The 23213-nt window shown below is 68.5% G+C and carries 21 protein-coding genes; 11 read left to right on the forward strand and 10 right to left on the reverse strand.

What is annotated here, in order from left to right:
• Positions 1-2 precede the first annotated feature (2 nt).
• Positions 3-284, forward strand: a complete 282-nt coding sequence (locus AC3A6X_RS08775; protein ID WP_487841836.1) for a hypothetical protein — start codon at positions 3-5, stop codon at positions 282-284.
• On the opposite strand, the gene AC3A6X_RS08780 is transcribed toward AC3A6X_RS08775, so the two are convergent.
• Complete coding sequence (locus AC3A6X_RS08780) at positions 274-2517, reverse strand: xanthine dehydrogenase family protein molybdopterin-binding subunit (protein ID WP_487841837.1); 2244 nt, start codon at positions 2515-2517, stop codon at positions 274-276. The two genes, AC3A6X_RS08775 and AC3A6X_RS08780, sit on opposite strands and share 11 nt — an antisense overlap.
• An 11-nt stretch (positions 2518-2528) precedes the next feature.
• Positions 2529-3002 carry a (2Fe-2S)-binding protein gene (locus AC3A6X_RS08785; RefSeq protein WP_487841838.1) on the reverse strand — a complete coding sequence of 158 codons (474 nt, stop codon included), beginning with the start codon at positions 3000-3002 and terminating at the stop codon, positions 2529-2531.
• A gap of 205 nt (positions 3003-3207) precedes the next feature.
• On the opposite strand from AC3A6X_RS08785, the gene AC3A6X_RS08790 reads away from it, so the two are divergent.
• Positions 3208-4104 carry a LysR family transcriptional regulator gene (locus AC3A6X_RS08790; RefSeq protein ID WP_487841839.1) on the forward strand — a complete coding sequence of 299 codons (897 nt, stop codon included), beginning with the start codon at positions 3208-3210 and terminating at the stop codon, positions 4102-4104.
• Between the two features lie 28 nt (positions 4105-4132).
• Here the strand turns inward: AC3A6X_RS08790 and AC3A6X_RS08795 are convergent, their stop codons facing one another.
• Entirely contained in the window at positions 4133-4324 is a 192-nt protein-coding gene (locus AC3A6X_RS08795) for an N-acetyltransferase (RefSeq protein WP_487841840.1), read from the reverse strand.
• A gap of 129 nt (positions 4325-4453) precedes the next feature.
• Between AC3A6X_RS08795 and AC3A6X_RS08800 the strand changes: the two genes are divergently transcribed.
• From AC3A6X_RS08800 to AC3A6X_RS08810, 3 genes are read left to right on the forward strand one after another with little or no spacing between them, the layout of a single operon-like run.
• Positions 4454-5365, forward strand: coding sequence for a hypothetical protein (locus AC3A6X_RS08800; protein ID WP_487841841.1), 912 nt, complete (start codon positions 4454-4456; stop codon positions 5363-5365).
• 27 nt (positions 5366-5392) lie between these two features.
• On the forward strand, positions 5393-5806 hold the full coding sequence (locus tag AC3A6X_RS08805; RefSeq protein ID WP_487841842.1) for a hypothetical protein: 414 nt from the start codon (positions 5393-5395) through the stop codon (positions 5804-5806).
• 57 nt (positions 5807-5863) lie between these two features.
• Entirely contained in the window at positions 5864-6082 is a 219-nt protein-coding gene (locus tag AC3A6X_RS08810) for a hypothetical protein (RefSeq protein ID WP_487841843.1), read from the forward strand.
• Positions 6083-6265: 183 nt separating this feature from the next.
• On the opposite strand, the gene AC3A6X_RS08815 is transcribed toward AC3A6X_RS08810, so the two are convergent.
• Positions 6266-7180: a protein NO VEIN domain-containing protein gene (locus AC3A6X_RS08815; RefSeq protein ID WP_487841844.1), complete on the reverse strand. Its 915-nt coding sequence runs from the start codon at positions 7178-7180 to the stop codon at positions 6266-6268.
• 152 nt (positions 7181-7332) lie between these two features.
• Between AC3A6X_RS08815 and AC3A6X_RS08820 the strand changes: the two genes are divergently transcribed.
• The 4 genes from AC3A6X_RS08820 to AC3A6X_RS08835 all read left to right on the forward strand — a co-directional run bounded on the left by AC3A6X_RS08820 (position 7333) and on the right by AC3A6X_RS08835 (position 11944).
• On the forward strand, positions 7333-8628 hold the full coding sequence (locus AC3A6X_RS08820; protein ID WP_487841845.1) for an acetyl-CoA hydrolase/transferase family protein: 1296 nt from the start codon (positions 7333-7335) through the stop codon (positions 8626-8628).
• A gap of 70 nt (positions 8629-8698) precedes the next feature.
• Positions 8699-9235 (forward strand): hypothetical protein, encoded by a 537-nt coding sequence (locus AC3A6X_RS08825; RefSeq protein ID WP_487841846.1) that lies wholly within the window; start codon positions 8699-8701, stop codon positions 9233-9235.
• A gap of 283 nt (positions 9236-9518) precedes the next feature.
• On the forward strand, positions 9519-9716 hold the full coding sequence (locus tag AC3A6X_RS08830; RefSeq protein ID WP_487841847.1) for a hypothetical protein: 198 nt from the start codon (positions 9519-9521) through the stop codon (positions 9714-9716).
• 26 nt (positions 9717-9742) lie between these two features.
• Positions 9743-11944 carry a phosphocholine-specific phospholipase C gene (locus tag AC3A6X_RS08835; RefSeq protein WP_487841848.1) on the forward strand — a complete coding sequence of 734 codons (2202 nt, stop codon included), beginning with the start codon at positions 9743-9745 and terminating at the stop codon, positions 11942-11944.
• A gap of 14 nt (positions 11945-11958) precedes the next feature.
• On the opposite strand, the gene AC3A6X_RS08840 is transcribed toward AC3A6X_RS08835, so the two are convergent.
• On the reverse strand, positions 11959-12156 hold the full coding sequence (locus tag AC3A6X_RS08840; protein ID WP_487841849.1) for a hypothetical protein: 198 nt from the start codon (positions 12154-12156) through the stop codon (positions 11959-11961).
• A gap of 126 nt (positions 12157-12282) precedes the next feature.
• Positions 12283-13965: a phospholipase D-like domain-containing protein gene (locus AC3A6X_RS08845; protein ID WP_487841850.1), complete on the reverse strand. Its 1683-nt coding sequence runs from the start codon at positions 13963-13965 to the stop codon at positions 12283-12285.
• Between the two features lie 256 nt (positions 13966-14221).
• On the opposite strand from AC3A6X_RS08845, the gene AC3A6X_RS08850 reads away from it, so the two are divergent.
• Positions 14222-17197: a PAS domain S-box protein gene (locus AC3A6X_RS08850; protein WP_487841851.1), complete on the forward strand. Its 2976-nt coding sequence runs from the start codon at positions 14222-14224 to the stop codon at positions 17195-17197.
• Between the two features lie 519 nt (positions 17198-17716).
• Here AC3A6X_RS08850 and AC3A6X_RS08855 read toward each other — a convergent pair.
• Positions 17717-18682 carry a hypothetical protein gene (locus AC3A6X_RS08855; RefSeq protein ID WP_487841852.1) on the reverse strand — a complete coding sequence of 322 codons (966 nt, stop codon included), beginning with the start codon at positions 18680-18682 and terminating at the stop codon, positions 17717-17719.
• A 147-nt stretch (positions 18683-18829) separates the two neighbouring features.
• On the opposite strand from AC3A6X_RS08855, the gene AC3A6X_RS08860 reads away from it, so the two are divergent.
• Entirely contained in the window at positions 18830-19564 is a 735-nt protein-coding gene (locus AC3A6X_RS08860; protein WP_487841853.1) for a response regulator, read from the forward strand.
• A 20-nt stretch (positions 19565-19584) separates the two neighbouring features.
• Here AC3A6X_RS08860 and AC3A6X_RS08865 read toward each other — a convergent pair whose 3' ends face one another.
• From AC3A6X_RS08865 to AC3A6X_RS08875, 3 genes are read right to left on the reverse strand one after another with little or no spacing between them, the layout of a single operon-like run.
• Positions 19585-20727 carry a zinc-binding dehydrogenase gene (locus tag AC3A6X_RS08865; RefSeq protein ID WP_487841854.1) on the reverse strand — a complete coding sequence of 381 codons (1143 nt, stop codon included), beginning with the start codon at positions 20725-20727 and terminating at the stop codon, positions 19585-19587.
• A 37-nt stretch (positions 20728-20764) separates the two neighbouring features.
• Positions 20765-22207, reverse strand: coding sequence for a coniferyl aldehyde dehydrogenase (locus AC3A6X_RS08870; RefSeq protein WP_487841855.1), 1443 nt, complete (start codon positions 22205-22207; stop codon positions 20765-20767).
• Complete coding sequence (locus tag AC3A6X_RS08875) at positions 22204-23103, reverse strand: sterol desaturase family protein (protein WP_487842416.1); 900 nt, start codon at positions 23101-23103, stop codon at positions 22204-22206. The genes AC3A6X_RS08870 and AC3A6X_RS08875 overlap by 4 nt, the downstream gene beginning before the upstream one ends.
• Positions 23104-23213 lie beyond the last annotated feature (110 nt).

A 23213-nucleotide genomic window follows, 5' to 3' on the forward strand; every position in this document is an offset into this window, starting at 1 on the left:
TCGTGCTGAAGAACGTCATCGGCTTTGCCATGCTGGGCATGTGCCTGATGGGCCTGGAGAACTACCGATGCGCGCATCTGCAAAGCCGGCGCACCGCCGAGCAAGCGCAATTGCTGGGCGAGCTTGCGTCGTTGAACCGGCCCGCCGTGTCCCAACTGATCGAGGATTGGCGCACGACCTATCCTGAACCCAACGAGGACCGGCTGCACGAGCTGCGCGACCTGGCCGCACAACTGAGCGTCGATCCGGACGCGCTCGACAGGCGCCAGGTTCCTACAAATTGAAGGGCAGCTGGCGCAGCGGCTTGCCGGTCAGCCGCGCAATGGCGTTGGCGAACGCGGGCGCCAGCGGCGGCAGGCCGGGTTCGCCCATGCCGGTGGGCGCGTCGGCGCTGGGCACGATGTGGACTTCGAACGCCGGCATGTCGGTCATGCGGGCCACGGTGAAGTCGCCAAAATTGCTCTGCGTGACGACGCCGTCTTTCAGCGTGATGGCCGACCCGGGCAGGCACATCGACAGGCCCATGGCCGCCGCGCCCTGCACCTGGGCCTCCACGCTGCGCGGGTTGACGGCCAGGTTGCAGTGCACACCGGTGGTCACGCGGTTCAGCACCGGCTGGCCGTCCCGCACCGAAGCTTCCACCACGTAGGCCACCACCGAGTCGAAGGACTCATGCACTGCCACGCCCCAGGCACGGCCGGCAGGCAGCTGCTTCTTGCCGTAGCCGCTCTTGTCCACCGCAAGCTGCAACGCTGCGCGGTGGCGCGGGTGCTTGTCCCCGAAGAGCTGCATCCGGTAGGCCACCGGGTCCTGCTGCGTGGTGCGGGCGATCTCGTCGATCAAGGTCTCCATCACGAAGGCGGTGTGGGTCGACCCCACGCTGCGCCACCACAACACCGGCACGTTGACCTTGGGGTGGTGCACGGTCAGGCGCATCGGCAGCGGGTAGGGGTCCCGCATGCCCTCCGTGGCCGTGGCGTCGATGCCGTCCTTCACCTGGAAGGGCTCGAACACCGAGCCCGTGGTGATGGACTGGCCGACGATGACGTGGTCCCAGGCCAGGACCTTGCCGCGTTCGTCGAAGCCGATGCGCGCGCGGTGCAGGTGCATGGGGCGGTAGTAGCCGCCCTTGATGTCATCCTCGCGGCTCCACAGCAGGCGCACCGGCACGTTCAGGCCGGCGGCACGCGCGGCCTTGGCGATCTCGCAGGCCTCGACCACGAAGTCGCTCGTGCTCGCGAAACGCCGGCCAAAGCCGCCGCCCGCCATCTGCACATGCACCGCCACCTGCTGGGGCTCGAGGCCCAGCGCACGCGCGGCCGCGGCGCCGTCCAGGCCGGGGCACTGGGAACCTACCCACAACTCGGCGCGCCCCTCGGAAAGCCGAACGGTGCAGTTGAGCGGCTCCATGGGCGCATGGGCGAGGTAGGGGAAGACGAACTCGGCTTCCAGTTTCCGGGGCGCAGTTGCCAGGGGTGCCATGTCGGCGTCGAACTTGCGCTGGCCGGGGCGCTCGGCCATCTCGCGGTACTGGGTCAATTGCCGTTCGCTGTCGACCTTCTCCACGGCGGCCGTGTCCCACTGCAGCTTCAGCGCGTCGCGGCCCAGCTTGGCCGGCCAGTAGCCGTCGGCCACGACGGCCACGCCTTCGGCGCCACGGTCCAGCGGCACGCGCAGCACGGCCTTGACGCCCTTGACGGCGCGCGCGGCGCTGTCGTCCAACGAGGCCAGGCGTGCGCCGAACACCGGCGGGTGGGCCACGACCGCCGTGAGCTGGCCGGGATGCTTGACGTCGATGCCGAAGTCCTGGCGCCCACTGCTCTTGGCGCGCGCGTCCAGGCGCGTGGTGGCGCGGCCGATGGTGCGGAAGTCCTTGGGGTTCTTCAGCGTGACCTTCTCGGGCACCGGCAGGGCCATGGCAGCCTCGGCCAGTTCGCCGTAGCCCAGCTTGCGGCCACCGGGGCCCAGCACCATGCCGGCCTGCGTGCGCAGGGAGGCCACGTCGACCTTCCAGCGCACCGCCGCCGCGGCGAGCAGCATGGCCCGGGCGCGTGCGCCCAGCTCCCGGTACTGCGTGAAGCTGTTCTTGATCGAATTGGAGCCGCCGGTGAGGTGAATGCCGAACAGCGGATCGAGGTAGGCAGCGTCGTTCGAGCCGTTGCGGCTGCGCACCAGACTCCAGTCCGCGTCGAGCTCCTCGGCCAGGATCATCGGCAGGCCGGTCTGCACGCCTTGGCCGAACTCCAGCCGGTTGATGGTCACCGTGACCTCTCCATTGGGGGCGATCTGCACGAAGGCCGTTGGCTGTTGCGTCGGCTTGAGGGCGCTCGCCCCCTGCCCGTCGCCGTTGGCCTGCGCGGTTGCCAGAGGGGGAAAGGCACCGAGCGCAAGCCCGCCGGCACCGGCCAGCTTCAGGAAACTGCGGCGCGGCAGCATGGCGGGACGATCGATCCGGCCTCCAGCCATCAGGCGCTGGAAGGCGCGCGGCAGGTCGCGATAGTCGACGTTGGGCAACATGGCGGATTCCTTCAGGCGAGGGTTTTGGCGGCATCCGCCACGGCGGCACGAATGCGTGCATACGTCCCGCAGCGGCAGATGTTGCCGGTCATGGCAGCGTCGATCTCGGCTGCCGTGGGTTGCTTGCCGCGGGGCAGCGATTGGAGGAAGGCCGTGGCGCTCATGATTTGGCCGCTCTGGCAGTAGCCGCATTGCGCCACGTCGTGCTTGACCCATGCGGCATGCACGGCGGCACCGACACGGTCGCTGCCATCGGTTGTCGCTTCGACGGTGGTGATCTTCTTGCCCTCGGCAGCGGAGATCGGCGTGATGCATGAGCGGATGGCCTGGCCATCCAGATGCACGGTGCAGGCGCCGCAGAGCGCCGCGCCACAACCGAACTTGGTGCCGGTCATGCCCAGCGTGTCGCGCAAGGCCCAGAGGATGGGGGTGGCGGGGTCGGTGTTTACCGTGTGTTCACGGCCGTTGACGTTGAGCGCGCTCATGTTCGAATCTCCGCGGTGGGATGGGTCAGGAATGGGGAGACCAGCCTGGGCTGGGATCGATCACTTGGCGCCGTCGAGCAGCCATTGCGCAAGCGCCTGCAGCTCCGGCATCAAGCGTTTCCTATGTGATGGGAAACTGTACGGACGGGCATCCAAAAGAAAAAGTGCTCAATGCTGCATGCCTTGTGAAGCTAAGCTTCAAGGTATGAAGCTGAAGCAACTGGACGGATTGATGGCGTTCTGGAAAGTGGCGGAGCACCGCGGCTTCTCCGCGGCCGCCGCAGAACTGGAGGTCTCACCCTCTGCGCTCAGCCAGGCCATTCGACAACTGGAGACCCGACTCGGGGTGCGACTGTTGAACCGGACGACGCGAAGCGTCAGCCTGACGGAAGCCGGCCAGGCCTACATGGCCCGGGTCGGCCCGGCCCTCGGCCAGGTCATCGAGGCGGGGGAAGAGCTCAACGCGCTCCAGGGACGGCCCGCCGGGACACTGCGCCTCAATGCCGCAAGGATTTCCACTGCGCTGGTCGTGCAACCCCTGCTGGCCGGATTCCTCCAGGAGAATCCCCATGTTCAACTCGAACTCACCAACGACGAAGGCTTCATCGACATTGTCGAGAGAGGTTTCGATGCGGGCGTGCGCTTTGGCGAGAGTGTTCACCGGGACATGGTGGCCATCCCCCTCGGTGGACCGGTCCCCGTCGCGGTGGTTGCGACCCCGGAGTACCTGCGGCACCATCCTGCTCCCCGCCATCCGGATGATCTGGTGCGCCACAACTGCATCCGGTTCCGCTTTGCTGCGACAGGCGCGATCTACAAGTGGGAATTCGAGCTGGACAAGCGCCTGGTGGAATATGAGATCCAGGGCAACCTGACCATCAGCGACTCCCTGTTCGGGTTGGAGGCCGCACTCGAGGGCGTCGGACTGGCCTACACCTTCGAGCAGCTGGCACGGCCCTACCTGCGAGCCAAGCGGCTGAAGCGGGTGTTGACCGCGTTCTCGCCGACCTTTCCAAGCTTCTACCTGTACTACCCCAGCAGGCACGACCAGCCGACGAAACTGAAGGCGCTCGTGGAGTACGTCAAGCGGCACGGGTCTTGAGCTCGATCGCGAGAACGGCCGCGGCCGGTCAAAGTCGCTTCCGATAGAACACACGCTCATAGCCGCTTTGGGCCCGGCGGTCGTACTCGACATAGCCGATCCTGGGGTAGAGCACCTGGTTCTCCGTCATCCTGGAGTTCGTGCAGAGGTAGATGGACTCGAAGCCGCGTCCACGCGCCTCGCCTTCGGCAAACTCCAACCGGCGCGGCAGGTCCGACATCTCTTCTGCCAGGTCAGGCCGTGAAGCGCACGGGGAAGTCCAGCGGCCTCACGAGTTCTACCCTATCGAGAGGAAGCCATGCCCTTGCCTTGCCGGTACAACTCACGTATCGCCAAAGGGGGAGGTGCCATGAAACACCTGACGAACTTCACTCGCTGGATCTCGCTGCTCGCATGCATGCTGGTCGTTGCAGCGTGCGCCAACCTCGAAGCCGTGCGCGACTTCAGCGCGAGCTCCGCCAGCCTCACTGCATACAAGGACGTCACGGAGCGCTACCTGGCGAGCGATGACGTGGTGCTCGCGGAGCTGCCTGCATCGCCGGACTTCGCGCCCATCAAGACGGCGGTGCAAGCCCACAAGCAGGCCGTCGCGCAGGAGCAGGAGTCGCTCTTCAGGCTGCACAACGTCGCCACCGGCTACATGGCCGCGCTGGCCAACCTGGCCGGCGAGGGCGCCTTCGACATCTCGCAGGAGTTCGACCAGGTGACCGGCGCCATCGTCGCCGTGCCGGGCCTCGGCCTCAACACAGAGCACGTACAGGCCTACGCCAGCATCGCGCAGAGGGTCACCAGCTGGGCCTTGGCCGCCAAGCAGGCCCATGAGGTGAAGAGCCTGGTCAAGGAACACGGCCCGGCCATGGACACGCTGCTGCAGGCCATGGGCACCGTGGCGGACGCCTACCAGGTCGAGCTCAAGAACGAGCAGGGGCGAATCGCCTCCTTCCAGCAGGCGCGCGAGATTGCCTGGAATGCCGACCTGTCAGCCGAGGCCGCCCTCGCGGGCGATGACCGCGCCATCACCATCGACCGCCGCGAAGCGGTGATCGCCTGGTCGCGGCGCGGCCAGGCGCTGCGCGTCAAGGAACAGGCCAGCGCCATCGTTGCGGCCCAGGAGGCGCGCAGCGGCATCGACATCGTGCGGCAGGGCCACGCCGAGATGCTGCGCAACGTGGACCACCTCAGCGACAAGCAGTTGATCGCCTTGCTGCGGAAAGCCACCGTGGACCTGATGGAGGTCCGCGCCAATCTCAGGAAGCTTTGACGTCGATGCAACCAAAAGGGAGTGAACATGCCAAGAATCCAGATGCTCGAGGACGCCGATGCCGTGGTGAAGGCCGCGGAGCTGTTGCGGCAGTCGGCCGACGCCATGCAGGATCGTCGCCAGCAGGCCTTCGACAGCGGCGCGATCACGGCGCCGCAGGCCAGGAAGAACGTGCTCGAAGAGAACAACCTTCGCATTCACATCAGCGAGATGCTGCTGCGCGCGATCAAGCTGGTCGTGGATGGCGCAGGGCCCTCCCAGAGCGATCTGGAGGGCGCCATCGAGAAGGCGAACGAAGAGATCCGGAAGATCGAACAGGTGCGCCAGGCACTGAGGATCTTCGCGTCCGTCCTTCACCTCGCCACCGCCATCCTCGGGCGCGACCCGGTGAGCATCATCGACGCGCTGAGCGCCGTGAAGAAGCACAGCGGCGCGGTTTGAGTCGGACCGCGCTCGCCTGCAACCGTCGTTTTTTTCAACCACCCAGGGAGAGCAAACATGGCCACCACCCAGTCCATCGGCTGCGACATCATGAAGCGCGCCATCGCGCAGATGAAGCAGGAAATCAAGCGCAAGCGCGAGCGCGTCCAGGCCCAGTCGGAGCAGATCGAGAAGCTCGGACTCGAGCTCAAGTCGCTGGAGAACGAGCTTGAAACGGACCTGGCCCAGCTCAACGCATTCGAGGAGGAGTTTTCTGCCTCCTGCGGACCGGGCTGAGGCGCCCGCCTATGGCACTTGGGGCACCCTCACCCTCAGCAACGGCGCTTACTTGCTCGTTCAGAGCGGCAAGATCGCAGCCGTGGTGGGGGCCCGCGGTCCGCAGGGCGGCTACATGCAGTTCGGCTTGATCGACTGAAGCTCGGGGGCGATGCTCCCCGGGTGCGGCGTCTTCGTTCGCTGCTAGTCAAGCAGCGGTTCGAGCCCAGGCGCCTGGTCGACCTCGGCAGGCTTGTAGAGCTTGTGCTGCGCCGTCGGGCCGGGGGCGTCGGTGACGACCGCAAGGCGCCACGGATCCCCCCGCTTGGCGCAGGCGCGTTCCTCGCTCGTGAGCTGGAAGCTGGCCGCTCCGGGCGCGATGCCCTTCACCGCGAGCTTGAGCAAGGTGTTGCCCTTCTTGTCCGACACCTCGATGTCGTAGCCGAGCTTCTGGGCGGAGACGTTCTCGGCCTTGTACCCGTAGCCGGCGAAGTGACGCGTCAGGTAGTCCATCGCGGCCGCCTGCACCTCTTCCCGGGATGCCGGGCCGGTTGGCGCCTCTTGCGACACGGCCGGAACGCTGCCTCGCGCCCGAGCGGCCTGCATGTCTTCCTCGGTCGGCAGCCACCCGCGCGGGCCGCGCACCAGGACCGCCATCTTCTGATCGGGGTCCCACGTCGCGATGTGCCATTCCTGGTCGTCCGGCACCCGCGTCGACACCTTGGCAGACCTGTCGCTCTCCACCTCGAGGATGGCGACCCGGTTCGTCTGCAGCACGGCCCTCAATCCCAGGCCCGCATCCAGCGAGCGCTTGAGCAGGTCGAGCCGGTTCTTGGCGCGCTGGACCTGCTGCGCGCTGCGGTCGCCGCCGCCGACCCGGCGCTGCACATCCAGGGACTCGAGATAGAACCATCGCCCGCCGGCGCCGATGGTCACGAACTCCGCCCACAGGGTGGCGATGACGTTGTCGCCCGTTGCCAGCCAGGCGTTCTCGGCCGCTTGCTGCCGGGCATCGAACACGCCCATCCTGGCGATGATCTCGACGGGAGTGCGCTTCTCCCCTGTCAGGCGCTTTTCATTGATGACCGCGAGGACCGCGGGGTCGACTTCTTTGTCCATGGAGCGATTGTGGCGCACCGCGGCGCCGGTCTCGCGTCCTCGAGCAGCGCGCACGCCGCGCCCCTCGACAATCCGCTGAATATGCACGCCGCCGGATTGCGCCTATCCTTTCGCTCCTGACGCGCAACACAATCACCACCTGGAGACCAGCGATGGCAGTCAACGAGCTCTATCGTCAGAAGCGATGCAGCGCCGCAGACGCGGTTCGGCACATTCGCAACGGTGACACCATCATCGTCCCCACCGGCGCCGGCGAGCCGCCGACCCTCCTCACGGCGCTGTCCGAACAGCGCCGCAGCTTCCGCGATGTCAAGGTCTGCCAGATCCTGGCCGTTCGCAAGTACGCCTACATCGACCCGGAAACCGTCGATTGCGTCCGCCACGTGGCGCTCTTCTATGGCAGCGCCACGCGCGCAGGAGGCCAGGCCGGCTGGATCGATTTCATTCCAAACTATTTCAGCGAGATCCCAGCCCAGATCGAGCGCGGACAGATCGGCGCCGAGGTGGTGTTCAGTCTCGCGTCGCCGATGGATGACCAGGGGTATTTCTCGCTGAGCATCGGCACCGACTACACCATGGCCGCCGTGGCCAAGGCCCGCGCCGTGGTGCTGGAAGTCAACCCGAACGTGCCGTATGCCTTCGGCAACTGCCGCGTCCACATCTCGCAGGTCGCGGCGCTGATCGAAAGCGAAGAGCCGGTGCTCGAAGTCGGCCTGCCTGCCATCGGCCCGGTTCAGGAAGCCATCGGCAAGCATGTGGCCGACCTGATCGAGGACGGCTCCACCCTCCAGATCGGCTATGGCGGTATTCCCGATGCAGTGGTGATGCAGCTCACCAACAAGCGCGACCTCGGCATCCACACCGAGATGATCGGCGACGGCATCCTGTCGCTGGTGGAAAGCGGCACCGTCACCAGCCGCTGCAAGAACTACCTGCCGGGCAAGATCATTGCGACCTTCGCGCTCGGCTCGCAGAAGCTGTATCGCTTCATGCACCGCAACCCCGCGCTGGAAATGCACCCGGTCGACTTCACCAACGACCCGATGCTGGCCGGTCAGAACGACAAGCTGGTGTCGATCAATGCGACGCTGCAGGTCGACCTGCTCGGCCAATGCGGGTCGGAAAGCCTCGGCAGCTCGCCCTACTCGGGCACCGGCGGCCAGGCCGATTTCGTGCGCGCCGCCAACCGCTCGCGCGGCGGCAAGTCCTTCATTACGCTGCCTGCCACCGCGAAGAACGGCACGCTCTCGCGCATTGCGCCCGTGCTCTCGCCCGGCACACATGTGACGACCAGCAAGAACGACGTCAATTACGTGGTGACCGAGTTCGGCGTGGCGCAGCTGCGCGGAAAATCAGGCAAGCAACGCGCGCAAGAGCTCATCGGCATTGCCCACCCGGCGTTCCGTGAGGAGCTCAGGAGCCAGGCGAAGGCGATGCGTCTGATCTAGTCACACGTCTGCACTCAAGGGGCGTTGGATTTCTCGAAAGTCATCTGCGCAGATTCTGAAGGGAGAACGGATGAGATCGATCGTGCATCTTGCGCTCAGCGCTTTGCTGCTTTCTGCCATGGCGTTGCCCGCCGGCGCAGCGGGGACGAACAAGCTCTGCAACGGACGACAGACGGACATCGTCTTTGCTGTAATTCATGAGAGTTCGGACGACTCGGATTCGAGATGCGAGCTTCAGGGATCGCGGTGCCACGTGACGCTCCAGGGCTGGTACACCATGAAACCGGGCGTCTGCATGGACGTCGACGTGGGACATCAATGGGAATCCTATCTGTCGATCTTCATCAAGGATACGGCGGCCGGCCAGTACAGGCCCGAAACCTTTCCAGTCAACGACAGGTTCTACAAGGACAGGAACGAGAAGAACTCCGGAGTCGTTAACGTCACCGCGTGCATGCCTGTCGGACCGTTCAAGAAAAAGCGGCCTGGCGCCCTCGCGCCCATGCTGAGTTCAGCAGTCGCATGCGATCCCGGCGAGACGCCGCATCCGGTCAATTACGTCATGCGCGGTGGACCGCAAACCAACGTCGTCGTCACGTTGAACTAGTCCGCTGAATCACTGAAATCGGTCGGTGCTGTCCACCCGAGACGGGCGCGCTGCGGCGTTGCAAATGCTCGCGAAACCTACGGGTATCGCTGCGCTTTGCACCTTGCATCGCATCCCGTCTCGGGCGTCCCTCACCGCCCATTTCAATGATTCAGCGGACTAGTGGGCTGTAAAGGCCGTGTCGCCACGGTCGGTCGTTCGCCCAAGAGCGGACGCGGTTCGTCGCATGGACGTCACCGCACTTTCACGGCGCCGACATCGCCGTTGCCTAGTCTTCCCTCCCATGCACAACATCGTTCTCCCCTGGCGCCCCGTGAGCGCCCTGATCCTGGCCTGCGCACTGTCCGCCTGCGGCGGCGGCGACGACGGCGGCGGCTTCGCCAGCCCCTCGGCCACCAACGGCACCACCGGCGCCCAGAAGACCGAGACCCCGGCGCAAGCCACCTCCAGCGACAGCGCCGAAGTGCGCTACGCGCCCTGAACCACAGCGACGAGGAGAAGAACCCCATGAGCTCGCGCCGCCAATTCATCCAGGGCACTGCCACCACCGGCATCGCCGCCGCCACGCTGGCCGCCTTCCCGCCCAGCATCCGCAAGGCACTCGCGATCCCCGCGCACCACGAGACCGGCACCATCCAGGACGTCAAGCACGTGGTGATCCTGATGCAGGAGAACCGCTCCTTCGACCAGTACTTCGGCACGCTGCGCGGCGTGCGCGGCTTCGGCGACCGCTTCACCATCCCGCTGCCCGGCGGGCGCAAGGTCTGGCAGCAGAACAACGCCGCCGGCCAGCCGGTGCTGCCCTACCACCTGAACCAGGCCCAGGGCAACGCGCAACGCGTGAGCGGCACGCCCCACTCCTGGGGCGACGGCCAGAACGCCTGGGACGGTGGCCGCATCGAGCAGTGGGTGCGCTACAAGACGCCGGCTTCGATGGGCTACTACAAGGAAGCCGAGCTGCCCTTCCAGTTCGCGCTGGCCAATGCCTTCACCCTGTGCGATGCGTACCACTGCTCGATGCACACCGGCACCAATTCCAACCGCATGTTCATGTGGGCCGGCACCAACGGCCCGACCGGCGCGGGCGTGGCCACCGTAAACAACGAGTGGGACTCGATCGATTCCTCGGCCCTGGGCTACGACTGGAAGACCTACCCCGAGCGCCTGCAGGAAGCCAAGGTCAGCTGGATCGTCTACCAGAACATGCCCGACAACTTCGGCGACAACCCGCTGGCCGGCTTCCGCCAGTACCGCAAGGCCAACGAGGCCTCGGGCAAGCCGGTGAGCAACGACGCGCTCTCGCCGGCCTACGACCCGGCCAGCGACGACGCCGGCAACCCGCTGTACAAAGGCATCGCCAACACCATGCCGGGCCCGCTGGGCGACGTGAACGCGTATTTCGAGACCTTCCGCAACGACATCAAGAACGGCAAGCTGCCGCAGGTGTCCTTCGTGGTCGCGCCGGCCACCTACTCCGAGCACCCCGGCCCCTCGAGCCCGGTGCAGGGCGCCTGGTACATCCAGGAAACGCTGGACGCGCTGACCGCCGTGCCCGAGGTCTGGAGCAAGACCGTGCTGCTGGTCAACTTCGACGAGAACGACGGCTACTTCGACCACGTTCCCTCGCCCTCGGCCCCCTCGCTCAACCCCGACGGCACGCCGGCCGGCAAGACCACGCTGCGCGAGTCCGACATCGCCTTCGAGCGCTTCGTCCATCCCAACCCGCCCGGCACCACCAGCCAGCCGCAGCCCGACGGCCGCGTCTACGGCCCCGGCGTGCGCGTGCCGCTGTACGTGATCTCGCCCTGGAGCCGCGGCGGCTGGGTCAACTCGCAGGCCTTCGACCACACCTCGATCATCCGCTTCCTCGAGAAGCGCTTCGGCGTGAAGGAGCCGAACATCAGCCGCTACCGCCGCGCGGTGTGCGGCGACCTCACGAGCTGCTTCAACTTCGAGCGGCCCAACAACGAGCCGCTGCCCACGCTGCCGGGCCGCAAGACCCTGGGCCAGGCCGACGCGCTGCGCGCCGCGCAGCAGCAGCTGCCGCAGATCGTGCCGCCGGCCAATCCGCTGCTGCCGGTGCAGGCCACCGGCACGCGGCCCTCGCGCGCCCTGCCCTACGAGCTGCACGCGAGCGCGCGCAGCAACGCGCGGCAGGGCACGGTCAAGCTGGTGTTCGCCAACAGCGGCGAGCAAGGCGCGGTGTTCCACGTCTACGACAAGCTGCACCTCGAGCGGCTGCCGCGCCGCTACATGGTCGAGCCCAACGAGCGCCTGGACGACGAGTGGACGGTGATGACCGACAACGCCGGCCTCTACGACCTGTGGGTGCTCGGGCCCAACGGCTTCCACCGCCACTTCAAGGGCGACCTCAATCGCCTGCGCGCGGGCAACGCGCCCGATCCCGAGATCCGCGTCGGCTACAACGTGCGTCGCGGCGACCTGCACCTGAAGCTGCGCAACGAGGGCGAGCGCGCCTGCGTCTTCACGATCAAGTCACGCGCCTACCGCAACGACGGGCCCTGGACGGTGCGCGTGCGCGGCGGCGACGATGTGGAAAAGCAGTGGGACATCGAGGCCAGCGGCTGGTGGTACGACTTCGAAGTGAGCTGCGATGCCGACCCGGCCTACTACCGCCGCTTCGCCGGCCGGGTCGAGACCGGACGGCATTCGGTGAGCGACCCGGCGATGGGGCAGCCGGATCTCTGAGGCGGATGCGTGGGCTACGCCCGCGTCAGCACCGTCCGCACCGCATAGCCATTGCGGTACACGCCCTCGATCGTCCCCAGGACCGGGTCCTTGGGCGAGGCCGTCACGTACTTCTCGTCCGCAGTCCGGTAGACGATGACGGTGCGGTCGGCCTGCGCGCTGAGCGTGCGGGCGACGCCGGTGGCTTGGTTGAGCGTGCGGTAGCTGTTCATGAAATCCCCTCTTCGGCGGGCGAATGCTAAACCGAAGGTACTCAATTCAGCCGATTCCAGGCCCTGGCTGCGGCGCCGGATGCGGGCAAAAGGCCACACTTTGAGCGCTTATCTGTCGTCGCACCGTCAAAGAAGCTCCTCGGCGACGAACAGCGACATCACCCCCAGCCGCAGCCGCTGCGCCCAGCCCACGCCGGGCTCGCGCGGATGCACGACCTCGCGCCCGGCCTCGCGCGCCACCCATTCGACGCTGCCCGCGTCGTGCGCCGCAGGGCGCAGGCGGTAGCTGCCGACGTCGCGGTCGCGCTGCAGGGTCTGCGTCACCTCGATGGCCAGCGCCGGGCTGTCGATCAGCAGGCCCAGCTCGGTGTTGGCGCGCATCGAGCGCCGGTCCATGTTCATCGAGCCGACCAGCAGCCGCCGGCCGTCGATCACTGCCAGCTTGGCGTGCAAGCGGCCCATCGAGGACGCGGATTCGCCAGGCGCCGCCGCCGCGGGGCGGCCCAGTGCCGGGCTGAGCTCGTGCAGCTCCACGCCCAGGCTCACCATCTCGGCCCGGTAGCGGGCATAGCCCCAGTGCACCAGCGGCTCGTCGGTGGCGGCCAGCCCGTTGGTCATGACGATCACGCGCAGGCCCTTGGCCCGGGCCCGCCGCATCAGCGCCAGGCCGCGCTCGCCCGGCACCAGGTAGGGCGTGGCGACCAGCACCTGCGAGCGCGCCTCGCGCATCGCCTGCAATGCGCCTTCGAGCGCGAAGGCCTCGGGCGCGGGACGGCCTTCGGTCGCCGCCTTCTCCGGCCCGTCGGCGAAGAGGCGCGCCGGCGCGAAATGCTGGGTCAGCCGCCCGGCGTCGAGCTCGTCCGCCACCGGGCGGTAGCCGAAGCGGTCCAGCGGCGCCACCGGCGGGTCGCCGCCCAAGCCGCGCAGGGCGTGCGCGAAAGCCGCGGCGCCGCCCTCCGGCAGCAGCGCTTGCACCGGCCAAACCTGCTCGCTGTTCCAGAAGCGGTCGAACAGCGCCTCGAAGCCGCCCACCACCGGCCCGGAGCACAGCACGTCCATATCGATGAAGTTCGAAGGCTCGCCGCGCTTGAAGTAGTCGTCGGCGATGTTGCGCCCGCCGATCACGGCCAGCGTGCCGTCGGCGATGAAGAGCTTGTTGTGCATGCGCCGGTTGATGCGCTCGAACTCGTGCATCGACAGGGCCACGCGGGTCCCCACGCCGCCGTCGCGCTGGGGCAGCGGGTTGAACAGGCGCACCTCCACGTTCGCCTGGGCCGCCAGGCCGGCCAGCAGCCGGCGGCTGTCGTTGGCGTACAGGTCGTCGACCAGGAGCCGCACCCGCACGCCGCGTGCGGCGGCATCGCGGAGCTCGCGCAGGAAGCGCCGGCCGGTCGCGTCGGCCGCGACCAGGTAGTACTGGATGTCGAGCGAGACCTGGGCCCGGCGCGCCAGGGCGATGCGCGCATCCAGCGCCTGGTCGCCGTCGGCCAGCAGCCGGAAGCCCGACAGCGCCGGGTCCGCGTCCACGGCCGAGGCGCGCGCCACCTGCGCCAGGCGCGTGTGCCCCACCGCCTCCAGCGCCGTGGAGCGCGGGCGCTCGGCGTCGGGCGGCGGCAGGCTCGCGCAGCCGGTGCTCAGCAGGGCCGCCAACGCGTGGCCCAGCAGCGAGGCCATGCCGGGCCGCAGGCGATGCAGCTCGCGCGCCAGCGGCGCGCGCGCCTGCCAATGCAGCAGCACCAGCAACGCATGCAGCCGTTCGCGCAGGCGGACCAGGACTTCGACGGACGGGGCAAGTGGGGGCTCGGACATTACGACTCCTCGGGGACGCGGCTTCACTGGACTACCTTCGCCTTCGGCTGCGGTATTCGCCTTGGGAGCGGCCCGGCGTCTCATCGCGGGCCGATGTCGCAAGGATGGCCGGCGCGGGTATTCGCTTCATTTCCCGCGGCCGCGCATCCGTAGCCGTTTCGCTGCACGGCCGGGCCGCCGCAACCGCCATGTATCAGGCGTGTATCGAGCAGGCAATCAGGGCCACGGCGCCGCCGAGCAGGCCTAGACTGGCGTCATGCAAGCCACTGCAGCGACCTCCAGCGACGGCGCAACGATCGCCGGCCTCTCGGCGCAACTGCAATCGCTGCGCCGCGTGGCGCTGGCGGTCGCGCACCCCGGCGGGCCGGGCCTCTTCGATGCGTTGGTGCGCGAGCTGGCCGAGGCGCTGGCGGTGCCCACCGTGTTCATCGCCGTGTTCTCCGACGACGTCTGCAGCCTCATGCAGACCCTGGCCGTGCGGCTGGACGGCAAGACCTTGCGCAACTTCGACTACGTGCTGCAGGGCACGCCCTGCGCGCACGTGGTCGGGCGCGAGTTCCGCTACGTGGCGCGCGGCGTGGCGGTGGAGTTCCCGCGGGGCTCGCTGTTCGCGGCCAAGGGCATGGACTCCTACGCCGCCTTCCCCCTGCGCGACAGCCAGGGCGAGGCGCTGGGCCTGCTGGTGGCGATGGACCGCGTGCCGATCGCCGACGGCGACGCCGCCCATGCCGAGGCGATGCTCAAGATCGTTGCCGGCCGCGCGGCCGCCGAGATCGAGCGCACCCGCACCGACGAGGCGCTGCGCTCGGCCGCGCTCGCCGTGTCGGGCGCGCGCAGCGACACGGTCTTCGACGAGCTGGTGAGGCTTCTCGCGACCATCCTGCACGTGGAGGTGGCCTTCATCGCGCGCCGCGCCGCCGACGAGCCCAGCCAGCTGACCATGCTTGCCATGCAGTACGACGGCCAGGTGTTGCACGACATCCGCTACGCCATCGCCGGCACGCCCTGCGAGACCGTCCTGGGTCAGCAGTTCCGCGCCTATCCGAACGACCTGCAGGCGCTGTTCCCCGACGACGAGGAAGCGAAGACGCAAGGTGCCGTCAGCTACGCCGGCTACCCGCTCCTCGCGCTCGACGGCACGCCGCTGGGCGTGGTGTCGGTGGCCTCGCGCCGGCCGCTGATGCAGGTGGACCGGGTGGAGTCGATGCTCAAGATCTTCGCCATGCGCGCCGCCGCCGAGGTCGAGCGCCTGGCCGCCAGCGAGGCGCTGCAGCAGTCCGAGGCCAGCTACCGCGCCATCTTCGAGACGGCGGAAGACGCGATCTTCGTCCACGACTGGGACTCGGACCGCATCCTCGACGTCAACACCAAGGCCTGCGAGACCTACGGCTACACGCACGAGGAGCTGACGCGCCTGACGGTGGCCGACGTCAGCTCCGGCGTGCCGCCCTACACCACCGAAGACGCGCTGCGCTGGCTGGAACTCGCCAAGCAGGGGCACTGCCCGTCCTTCGAATGGCAGCGCCGCAACAAGGACGGCAGCCTGCACTGGGACGAGGTGCGGCTGAAGCCGGTGAGCTTCAACGGCCGGCGCTACATCCTGGGCTTCGCGCACGACATCACCGAGCGGCGCGAGCGCGAGCGCGCCCTGCAGCGCAGCGAGGCGCGGCTGCGCGCCACGGTGGAAGCGGCCTTCGACTGCGTGATCGGCATGGACGCGGAGGGCCGCATCGTCGAGTTCAACGCCGCCGCCGAGCGCGTGTTCGGCTACCGGCGCGAGGCCGTGCTGGGCCGGCCGGTGGCCGAGGTGATCGTGCCCGAGCGCCGGCGCGAGGCGCACCGGCGCTGGATCCGCGAATTCCCCATCACCGGCAGCAGCCCGATGCTGGGCCGGCTGGTCGAATCGACCGCGCTCACCGCCAGCGGCGAGGAGATCCCGGTCGAGCTCGCGGTGAGCGTGGCCGAGGCGCCCGAGGGCAACATCTTCGTGGGCCATGTGCGCGACATCAGCGCGCGCCGCGATGCCGAGGCGGCGCGCCTCGCACTAGAGGCCCAGCTGCGCCAGGCGCAGAAGATGGAGGCCATCGGCCAGCTCACCGGCGGCATCGCGCACGACTTCAACAACATCCTGACCAGCGTGATCGGCTACCTGGTGCTCGGCGAGGAGCGCGCCGAAGGCATCGGCGACGCGGTGCTGCTGCGCCAGCTGGGCCAGGCCCACCTGGCGGCGCAGCGTGCGCGCGACCTGATCGCGCAGATGCTGGCCTTCGCGCGCCGCCAGCGCGGCGAGGCGCGGGTGCTCGACGTGGCGCCGCTGGTGCGCCAGACCCTGCGCCTGTTGCGCGCCACCCTGCCCTCCTCGGTCACGCTGGGCGGCAACGCCGGCGTCGACGACCTGGCCTCGCCGCTGTGCGTGGCGGTCGATCCGGTGCAGCTGGAGCAGGTGCTCTTCAACCTGTGCATCAACGCGCGCGACGCGCTGGACGGCGCCGGCCGCATCAGCGTGGACCTACGCGCCCATGCGCACGAACGCTGGCAGTGCGCCTCCTGCCGCGCGCCGGTGGACGGCGGCCCCTGGGTCGAACTGAGCGTGGCCGACAGCGGCAGCGGCATCGCGCCGGAGCTGCAGGAGCGCATCTTCGACCCCTTCTTCTCGACCAAGGCGCCGGGCAGCGGCTCGGGCATGGGCCTGGCGATGGTGCACGGCATCGTGCACGGCCATGGCGGCCACCTGCGCGTGCGCACCGCGCCCGGCACCGGCTCGGTGTTCTCGGTGATGCTGCCGCGGGCGGCGGCCTCGCCCGCGCCCTGCTCGGAGACGGCGCCGCAGCGCGCCGCCGCAGCCGAGGCGCCCGCCCTGCGCGGCAGCGTGCTGGTGGTGGAGGACGATCCGATGGTGGGCGACTTCCTGGTCGAGCGCCTGGCCAGCTGGGGCCTGCGCGTGCGCCTGCAGCGCGAGCCGCAGACCGCGGCGGACTGGCTGGCCGAGCCGGCGCACGAGGCCGACCTGCTGGTCACCGACCAGACCATGCCGCACATGACCGGGCTGCAGCTGGCGGCCCGCGCCCGCGCCCTGCGTCCGACCCTGCCGGTGGTGCTGGTGAGTGGCAATGCCGGCGGCTTCGATCCGCAGGAGCTGGCGCGCTGCGGCGTGCATGCGCTGCTGCGCAAGCCGATCGACGCCGAGCGCCTGCGCACGGTGCTGCGCGAGGCGCTTGCAGCGAGCGGCTGAGCTTAGGGCGCGATCGCCGAGGGGAAAGTAAAAGAGCGCTCATGGGCCTGCGCGCAGCAAAGGCGCCCGCGGGTCCGCTGCGGCGCGCCGCAGCGGACCCGCGAGCACCTTTGCGGGATACGTTGTGCCGGTATCCCCAAACATCCAAAGACTCAAGCGCTGGGGGCGTGGGACCGGGGCCCCGGTATTCAGATCAATCCCACCGTCTCCTCCGCAGAAGGTGGTCTGCGGGCCGGGCGATTTCTGGGGCGGCGAGGAGCGCAGTCTGGGGGCGGGCGCGCCTGCCGAAGGACAGGCGCGCTTCGTAATCTGACTCGCCGCGGCTGTTTGAGCGAAGTGCACCGAAGGGGCACGCAGCGAGTTCCGCGGCGCCGCCCCCAGACGAGCACCGCAGCGGAGTCGGCGCGTAGCGACGACCGCCCCAGTATGAGCCCGGGCCGCAGACCGCCTTCCGCGGCGCGCAGGCCTGCATCACCGCTTTGAACTCAATGCGCTCCTGAATTTTCGGAGGCGCCAGGCTCAGGCCGCCATTGCTTCGGCGACCCCAGGCTGCTTCGGCATCGCATAGCCGAGCGGCGCGGTGGCGTTGCGAATGCGGGTGGCCTGCGCCGCATCCAGGCAGGAGAACAGGATCTTGTTGAAGCGCGGCTCCAGCAGGCCGGAGACGATGTACTGCCAGCGGTAGGCCTTCAGCACCAGCGCATGGATGGCCGCGGCGCGCTCGGCATGCCCGGACTGTCCGGTGATCGTGCAGAAATAGCTCGCATCGGCGGCGGCCTGCGCCTGCACGGTGCCGTCGACCGCGCCGATCAGCGCGATCAGCTCGCCGACCGCGGCGTCGCGCCCGGCGGCGTCGAGGCGGGCGTCCTCCTTGAGGAATTCCATCTCGTCGAGGATCGCGTGCTGCGACTCCTCGCGCCAGTGGTACAGGAAGACGTCCTTCCACAGCGGGCAGATGTGCTCGTCTGGCGCAATGCTGGCGCGGTAGTGGGCCTGCGAGAAAAGCTCGATGTAGAGCGTCAGCGCCAGCACGGCCCAGTTGCCGCTGCCGAGCACCGCCTGCGCGATGGCATCGGGATCGGCGCTCATCACGTAGCCGGCCGGCATCTCCTGCTCCATCATCGACTCCAGCCGGCGGAACAGCTTCTGGTGCTTGAGCTCCTCGTCGGTCATGCGCACCAGCGCCTCCATGGCGACCTGGTCGCCCAGGGCCTGCGCGCGGCCCAGCTCCATCACCTTCGCGGCGATGAAGCGTTCGACCAGACCGAACATGAAGGCGTAGCTGCGCCCCTGGACCTGGCTGAGCAGGCGCTGCTCCTCGCCGCTCAGGAAGGGCAGCTCGTCCGCGAGCGACAGCCCGTCGGGCAGGAAGCGGCGGCCGTAGTCGAATCCGCGGCCGCGGATGATGTCGCGATCGATCTCCCAGCGCACCCGCTTGGAGACTTCGATGACCCTGGCATAACGCTCGGTGCTGGTGCTGTTCATGGCTCGGTTCCTCAGGTTGGATATAGATACAGGGCCAAAGCCTGACCCTGGCCGGCAGTCTGGAAGCCGCTGGTAACCGGGGCACTTCAGCTGTCACCGCCCGTGTTGCAGTTGTGTAGCGCCCGGGTGTCGCGCAGAATGCCGCGCATGGACGAGCCCACCCGCGTGCTCATCGTCGACGACGACGCCTCGGTGCGCGCCATGCTGCGCGAGTACCTCGGCGGGCATGGCTTCGCGATGAGCGAGGCCTCCAGCGGCCCGCAGATGCGCGATTGCCTCGAGCGCGAGCCGCCGCACCTGGTGCTGCTCGACATCCGGCTGCCCGGCGAGGACGGCCTGAGCCTGGCCAAGTACCTGCGCGAGCATCACGACGTGGCGATCATCATGGTGACGGCCTCGGGCGACGTGATCGACCGGGTGGTCGGCCTGGAGATCGGCGCCGACGACTACATCGCCAAGCCCTTCGACCCGCGCGAGCTGCTGGCGCGCCTGAAGAGCGTGCTGCGCCGCACCCGCGCGCGCACGGGCGCGCCCGAGCCGCCGGCCTCCGCGCCTGCACCACTTGTGGGCGCGCGCCAGCGCTTCGGGCGCTGCGAGGTGGACCTGGAGGCGCGCCGCCTGTTCGAGACCGGCGGCGCGGAAGTCATGCTGACCGCGATGGAGTTCGAGCTGCTGCGGGTGTTCCTGGCCAACCCGAACCGCGTGCTCTCGCGCGACCAGCTGCTGGTGCACACCCGCAACCGCGAGTGGGAGCCCTTCGACCGCTCCATCGACATCCGCATCGGGCGGCTGCGACGCAAGGTCGAACCCGACCCGGCGGGCGAGCCGCGCTGCATCAGGACGGTGCGCAACGCGGGTTACATGTACGTGCCGGACGCCTAGACCCTAGACCAAGACTGGCTCTACGTCCGGTTGGGGTTGAGCAGGTACTTCTCCCCGGTCGCCTGCTTGGCGTAGACCGCGATCTCCTCCAGCTTCAGGGCCTCGCGCAGCGACACCTCCTTGGTGTAGCGGCTGGCAAAGGTGGTCTTGAGCTCCGCCGCCACGCGCGCCTTGAGCTTCGCCGCCCCCTCCGGCCCGATCTTCTGCAGGAAGGGAAAGAGCAGCCACCCGCCCATGCCCCAGGTCATGCCGAAGCCGCGCGTGAACTCGGTCGGGCCGCGGTCCAGGCCACCGTAGATGTAGACCTGCTTGTGCGTCATCGAGCCGTAGCGGCTGTACTCGGTGGCGGTCCTGCTGATCGCCGCTTCCATGCAGTTCAGGATCTGCCCGGCCAGCTTGCCGCCGCCGATGGCGTCGAAGGCCAGCGTGGCGCCGGTGGCGACCAGCGCCTCGGTCAGGTCCTCCATGAAAGTGGGTGCGCTGGCGTCGCACACATGCTTCGCACCGATCGCGCGCAGGATGTCCGCCTGCTCCTTTCTGCGCACGATGTTGACGAGCTCGATTCCGTCCGCGATGCAGATCCGGTTGAGCATCTGCCCGAGGTTGGAGGCCGCGGCCGTGTGCACCAGCGCCTTGTGGCCTTCGCGCTTCATGGTCTCGACCATGCCGAGTGCGGTGAGCGGATTGACGAAGGCCGAGGCGCCCTCGGCGGGCGTCGTGCCCTCGGGCAGCAGCATGCACTGGGCGGCGGGGAGGCAGCGGTACTGCGTGTACATCGCGCCGCCGATCGCCGCGACCGTCTTGCCCAGCAGCGCCTGCGCCGCGGGCGAGGCACCGGCTGCGACCACCACGCCGGCGCCTTCGTTGCCGACCGGCATGGACTGGTCGAGCCGGCCGGCCATGGCCTTCATCACGCCTTCGGGCACGGGGGCGGTGATGACCGGGCGCTCGGGCGTGCCGCTCGCCCTGGCGGCCTTCATGTCGGCCGCGCCGAAGAGCAGGCCGAGGTCGGAGGGGTTCATCGGCGCGGCCTCGACGCGCACGATCACTTCGTCGGGCTTGGGCTCGGGGATCGGCTCCTCGACGAGCGAGAGCTCGAGTTCGCCGCTGCGCTTGATCAGCGAGCGCAGCTGCAGGGCCGTGCGGGGGATTTCGGTGGGCATGGACGCGTCTCCTCAATGGGCGTGCCAGTATGTCAGCTCACGTGATGATCCGCAGCACCCGGCTCATGATGTCGAAGGTGCGGCCATAGGGCGGCTGCAGCAGCCGGGTGCCGGAAAGCGCCGCCTGGTGGAACACGGGCTTGTGTTTGCTGAAGGTGCGAAAGCCGTGCTCGCCGTGGTAGGCCCCCATGCCGCTCGCGCCGATGCCGCCGAAGGGCAGTTCCTCCTGGCCGAAGTGCCACATGCAGTCGTTGAGGGTCACGCCGCCTGAAATGGTTCGGGCGAGCACCTTGTCGCGGTCCGCGCGGTAGGTGCCGAACCAGTAGAGCGCCAACGGACGCTCGTGCCGGTTGACGTACGAGATCACGTCCTCGATGGTGTCGTAGGCCATCACGGGCAGCAGCGGGCCGAAGATCTCCTCCTGCATGATCTTCATGTCGTCCGTCACGTTCAGGACGAGCGCGGGGCCGAGCTTGCGCGTGCCGCTTGCCGTGCCCAGTCCTTCCGGATGAAGCGGCACGACCCGCGCGCCGCGCTGGCGCGCGTCGTCCAGCAGACCCTGCAACCGTTCGACATGGCGGTCGCTCACGATGGCGGTGTAGTCCGGGTTGGCGTCGATCGCCGGGTACTGGCGCTCGACCTCGCGGCGCATCGCGTGGACGAAGGCATCGACGGCGTGGCGCTGGACCGCCACATAGTCCGGCGCGATGCAGGTCTGGCCGGCATTGAACAGCTTGCCCATCACGAGCCGCGACGCGGCCTGCGCCATGTCGACCTGCGGGCTGAGGATGGCCGGCGACTTGCCGCCCAGCTCCAGGGTGACGGGCGTGAGGTTGGCCGCCGCGGCCAGCGCCACCTGCCGCCCCACGGCCGTGGACCCGGTGAACAGCAGGTGGTCGAAGGGCATGGCCACGAAGGCCGTGCCGATCTCGGCGCCGCCGGTGACGACGGTCAGTTCCTCGGGGGCGAAGCTTTCGGCGACGGCCTGGCGCATGAGCTCGGCCACGCGCGGGGTCAGCTCGGACGGCTTGATCATGACGCGGTTGCCGGCGCCGATCGCCGCGATCGCCGGCCCCATCGCCAGCTGGTACGGATAGTTCCAGGGGCTGACCACCCCGACCACGCCGATGGGCTGCGGCATGATGCGGTTCGATCCGGGCCGGAAGGCCAGCGCGGTGGGCGCGCGCCGCACCTTCATCCACGACTTCAGGCGCCGCCGCGCATGCTTGATGGCCGCCACCACCATCATCACGTCGGCCAGGCGGGTCACATGCGCGGAGCGGTGACCGAAGTCGGCGCAGACGGCCGCCTCGAGGGCCGGCGCGATGCGCTCGGTCATCGCGAACAGCCGGTCGAGGCGCTCCAGGCGGATTGCACGCGAGGGATTCATGTCGGCGGCGAACGCGGCCTGCTGGCGGGCGAAGGCCTCGTGCATGCCGTCGAGCGACGGATCGGGGGTCGTCTTCAGGACGGCGTTCATGGCTTGCTCCCGGCGGCTTGCGCTTGCTGTGCGGTGTTGGCGTCGGCCTCGGCATAAGCCCGCCCGCCGGGCACCAGCGCCGAATGCGCGCGCCGCGAATGGATGAGCGGGTAGAACATCTCCACGAACCAGCGCTCCTTGCCGAAGGCCAGGTCGTCCTGCAGGCCGACCTTGGCCGGGTAGCGGCGAGTGATCTTGGCGGTGCCGAAGATCAGGTCCCACACGAAGAGCAGGTTGCCGAAGTTGCCCTTGTAGTGGCCGATGCCGTCTTCGTTGGTGAGCGCGTGATGCGCCCAGTGGGTGGCCGGCGTCGACACCGTCCGCTCGAGCACCCACGCCAGCGGATGCAGCCACTTCGCGCGGTACAGCGGCGCATCCCAAGGCACCGCGCAGTGCGCGCCCAGGATCACGGTGAGCTTGATCACGATGTAGACCAGATAGGCGTTGCCGAAGCCCAGGTAGATCAGCACGCCGGAGGCCCACAGGCCCGGCATCATCAGGTAGTAGAAGAAGTTGTTGCGGTAGGTGATGCGGATGCTCATGTAGTGCGCCGTGTGATGCGCGCGATGCAGCGGCCACAGCAGCGGCGTGTGCGAGATGCGGTGCCACCAGTACTGCGTCATGTCGTCGGCGACCAGCAGGATCGCGCCCATCGCCCACCAGGGCAGATGCGCCCATGCGTCGCGCTGCCCGGGCATCGCCAGCGCGGACAGCTTGCCCGTCACCCCGAAGATGAAGGGCTGCGACACCGCGAGCAGCGAGAGGAACATGAACAGCTCCAGCCGGGTGTCGTCGGCGGTGGCGTGGAAGTGCTCGTGCTTGCGGGAGCGGATCTCCAGCAGGGCGAAGAAAAGAATGATCGTGACGAGCACGATGTTCTGGATGAGGTTCACCAGTTGTCTCCTGGGGGTCGATCGTGGGGCCCGGGTCCTGCGTCCGAACGCCGGGGCTGTCTGTCTGTGTTCTTGTGGTGTCCGGCGCGATTGTTCCGGCCGGCCACGATTGA

This window comes from Variovorax sp. Soil_C_12, from assembly GCF_057657375.1.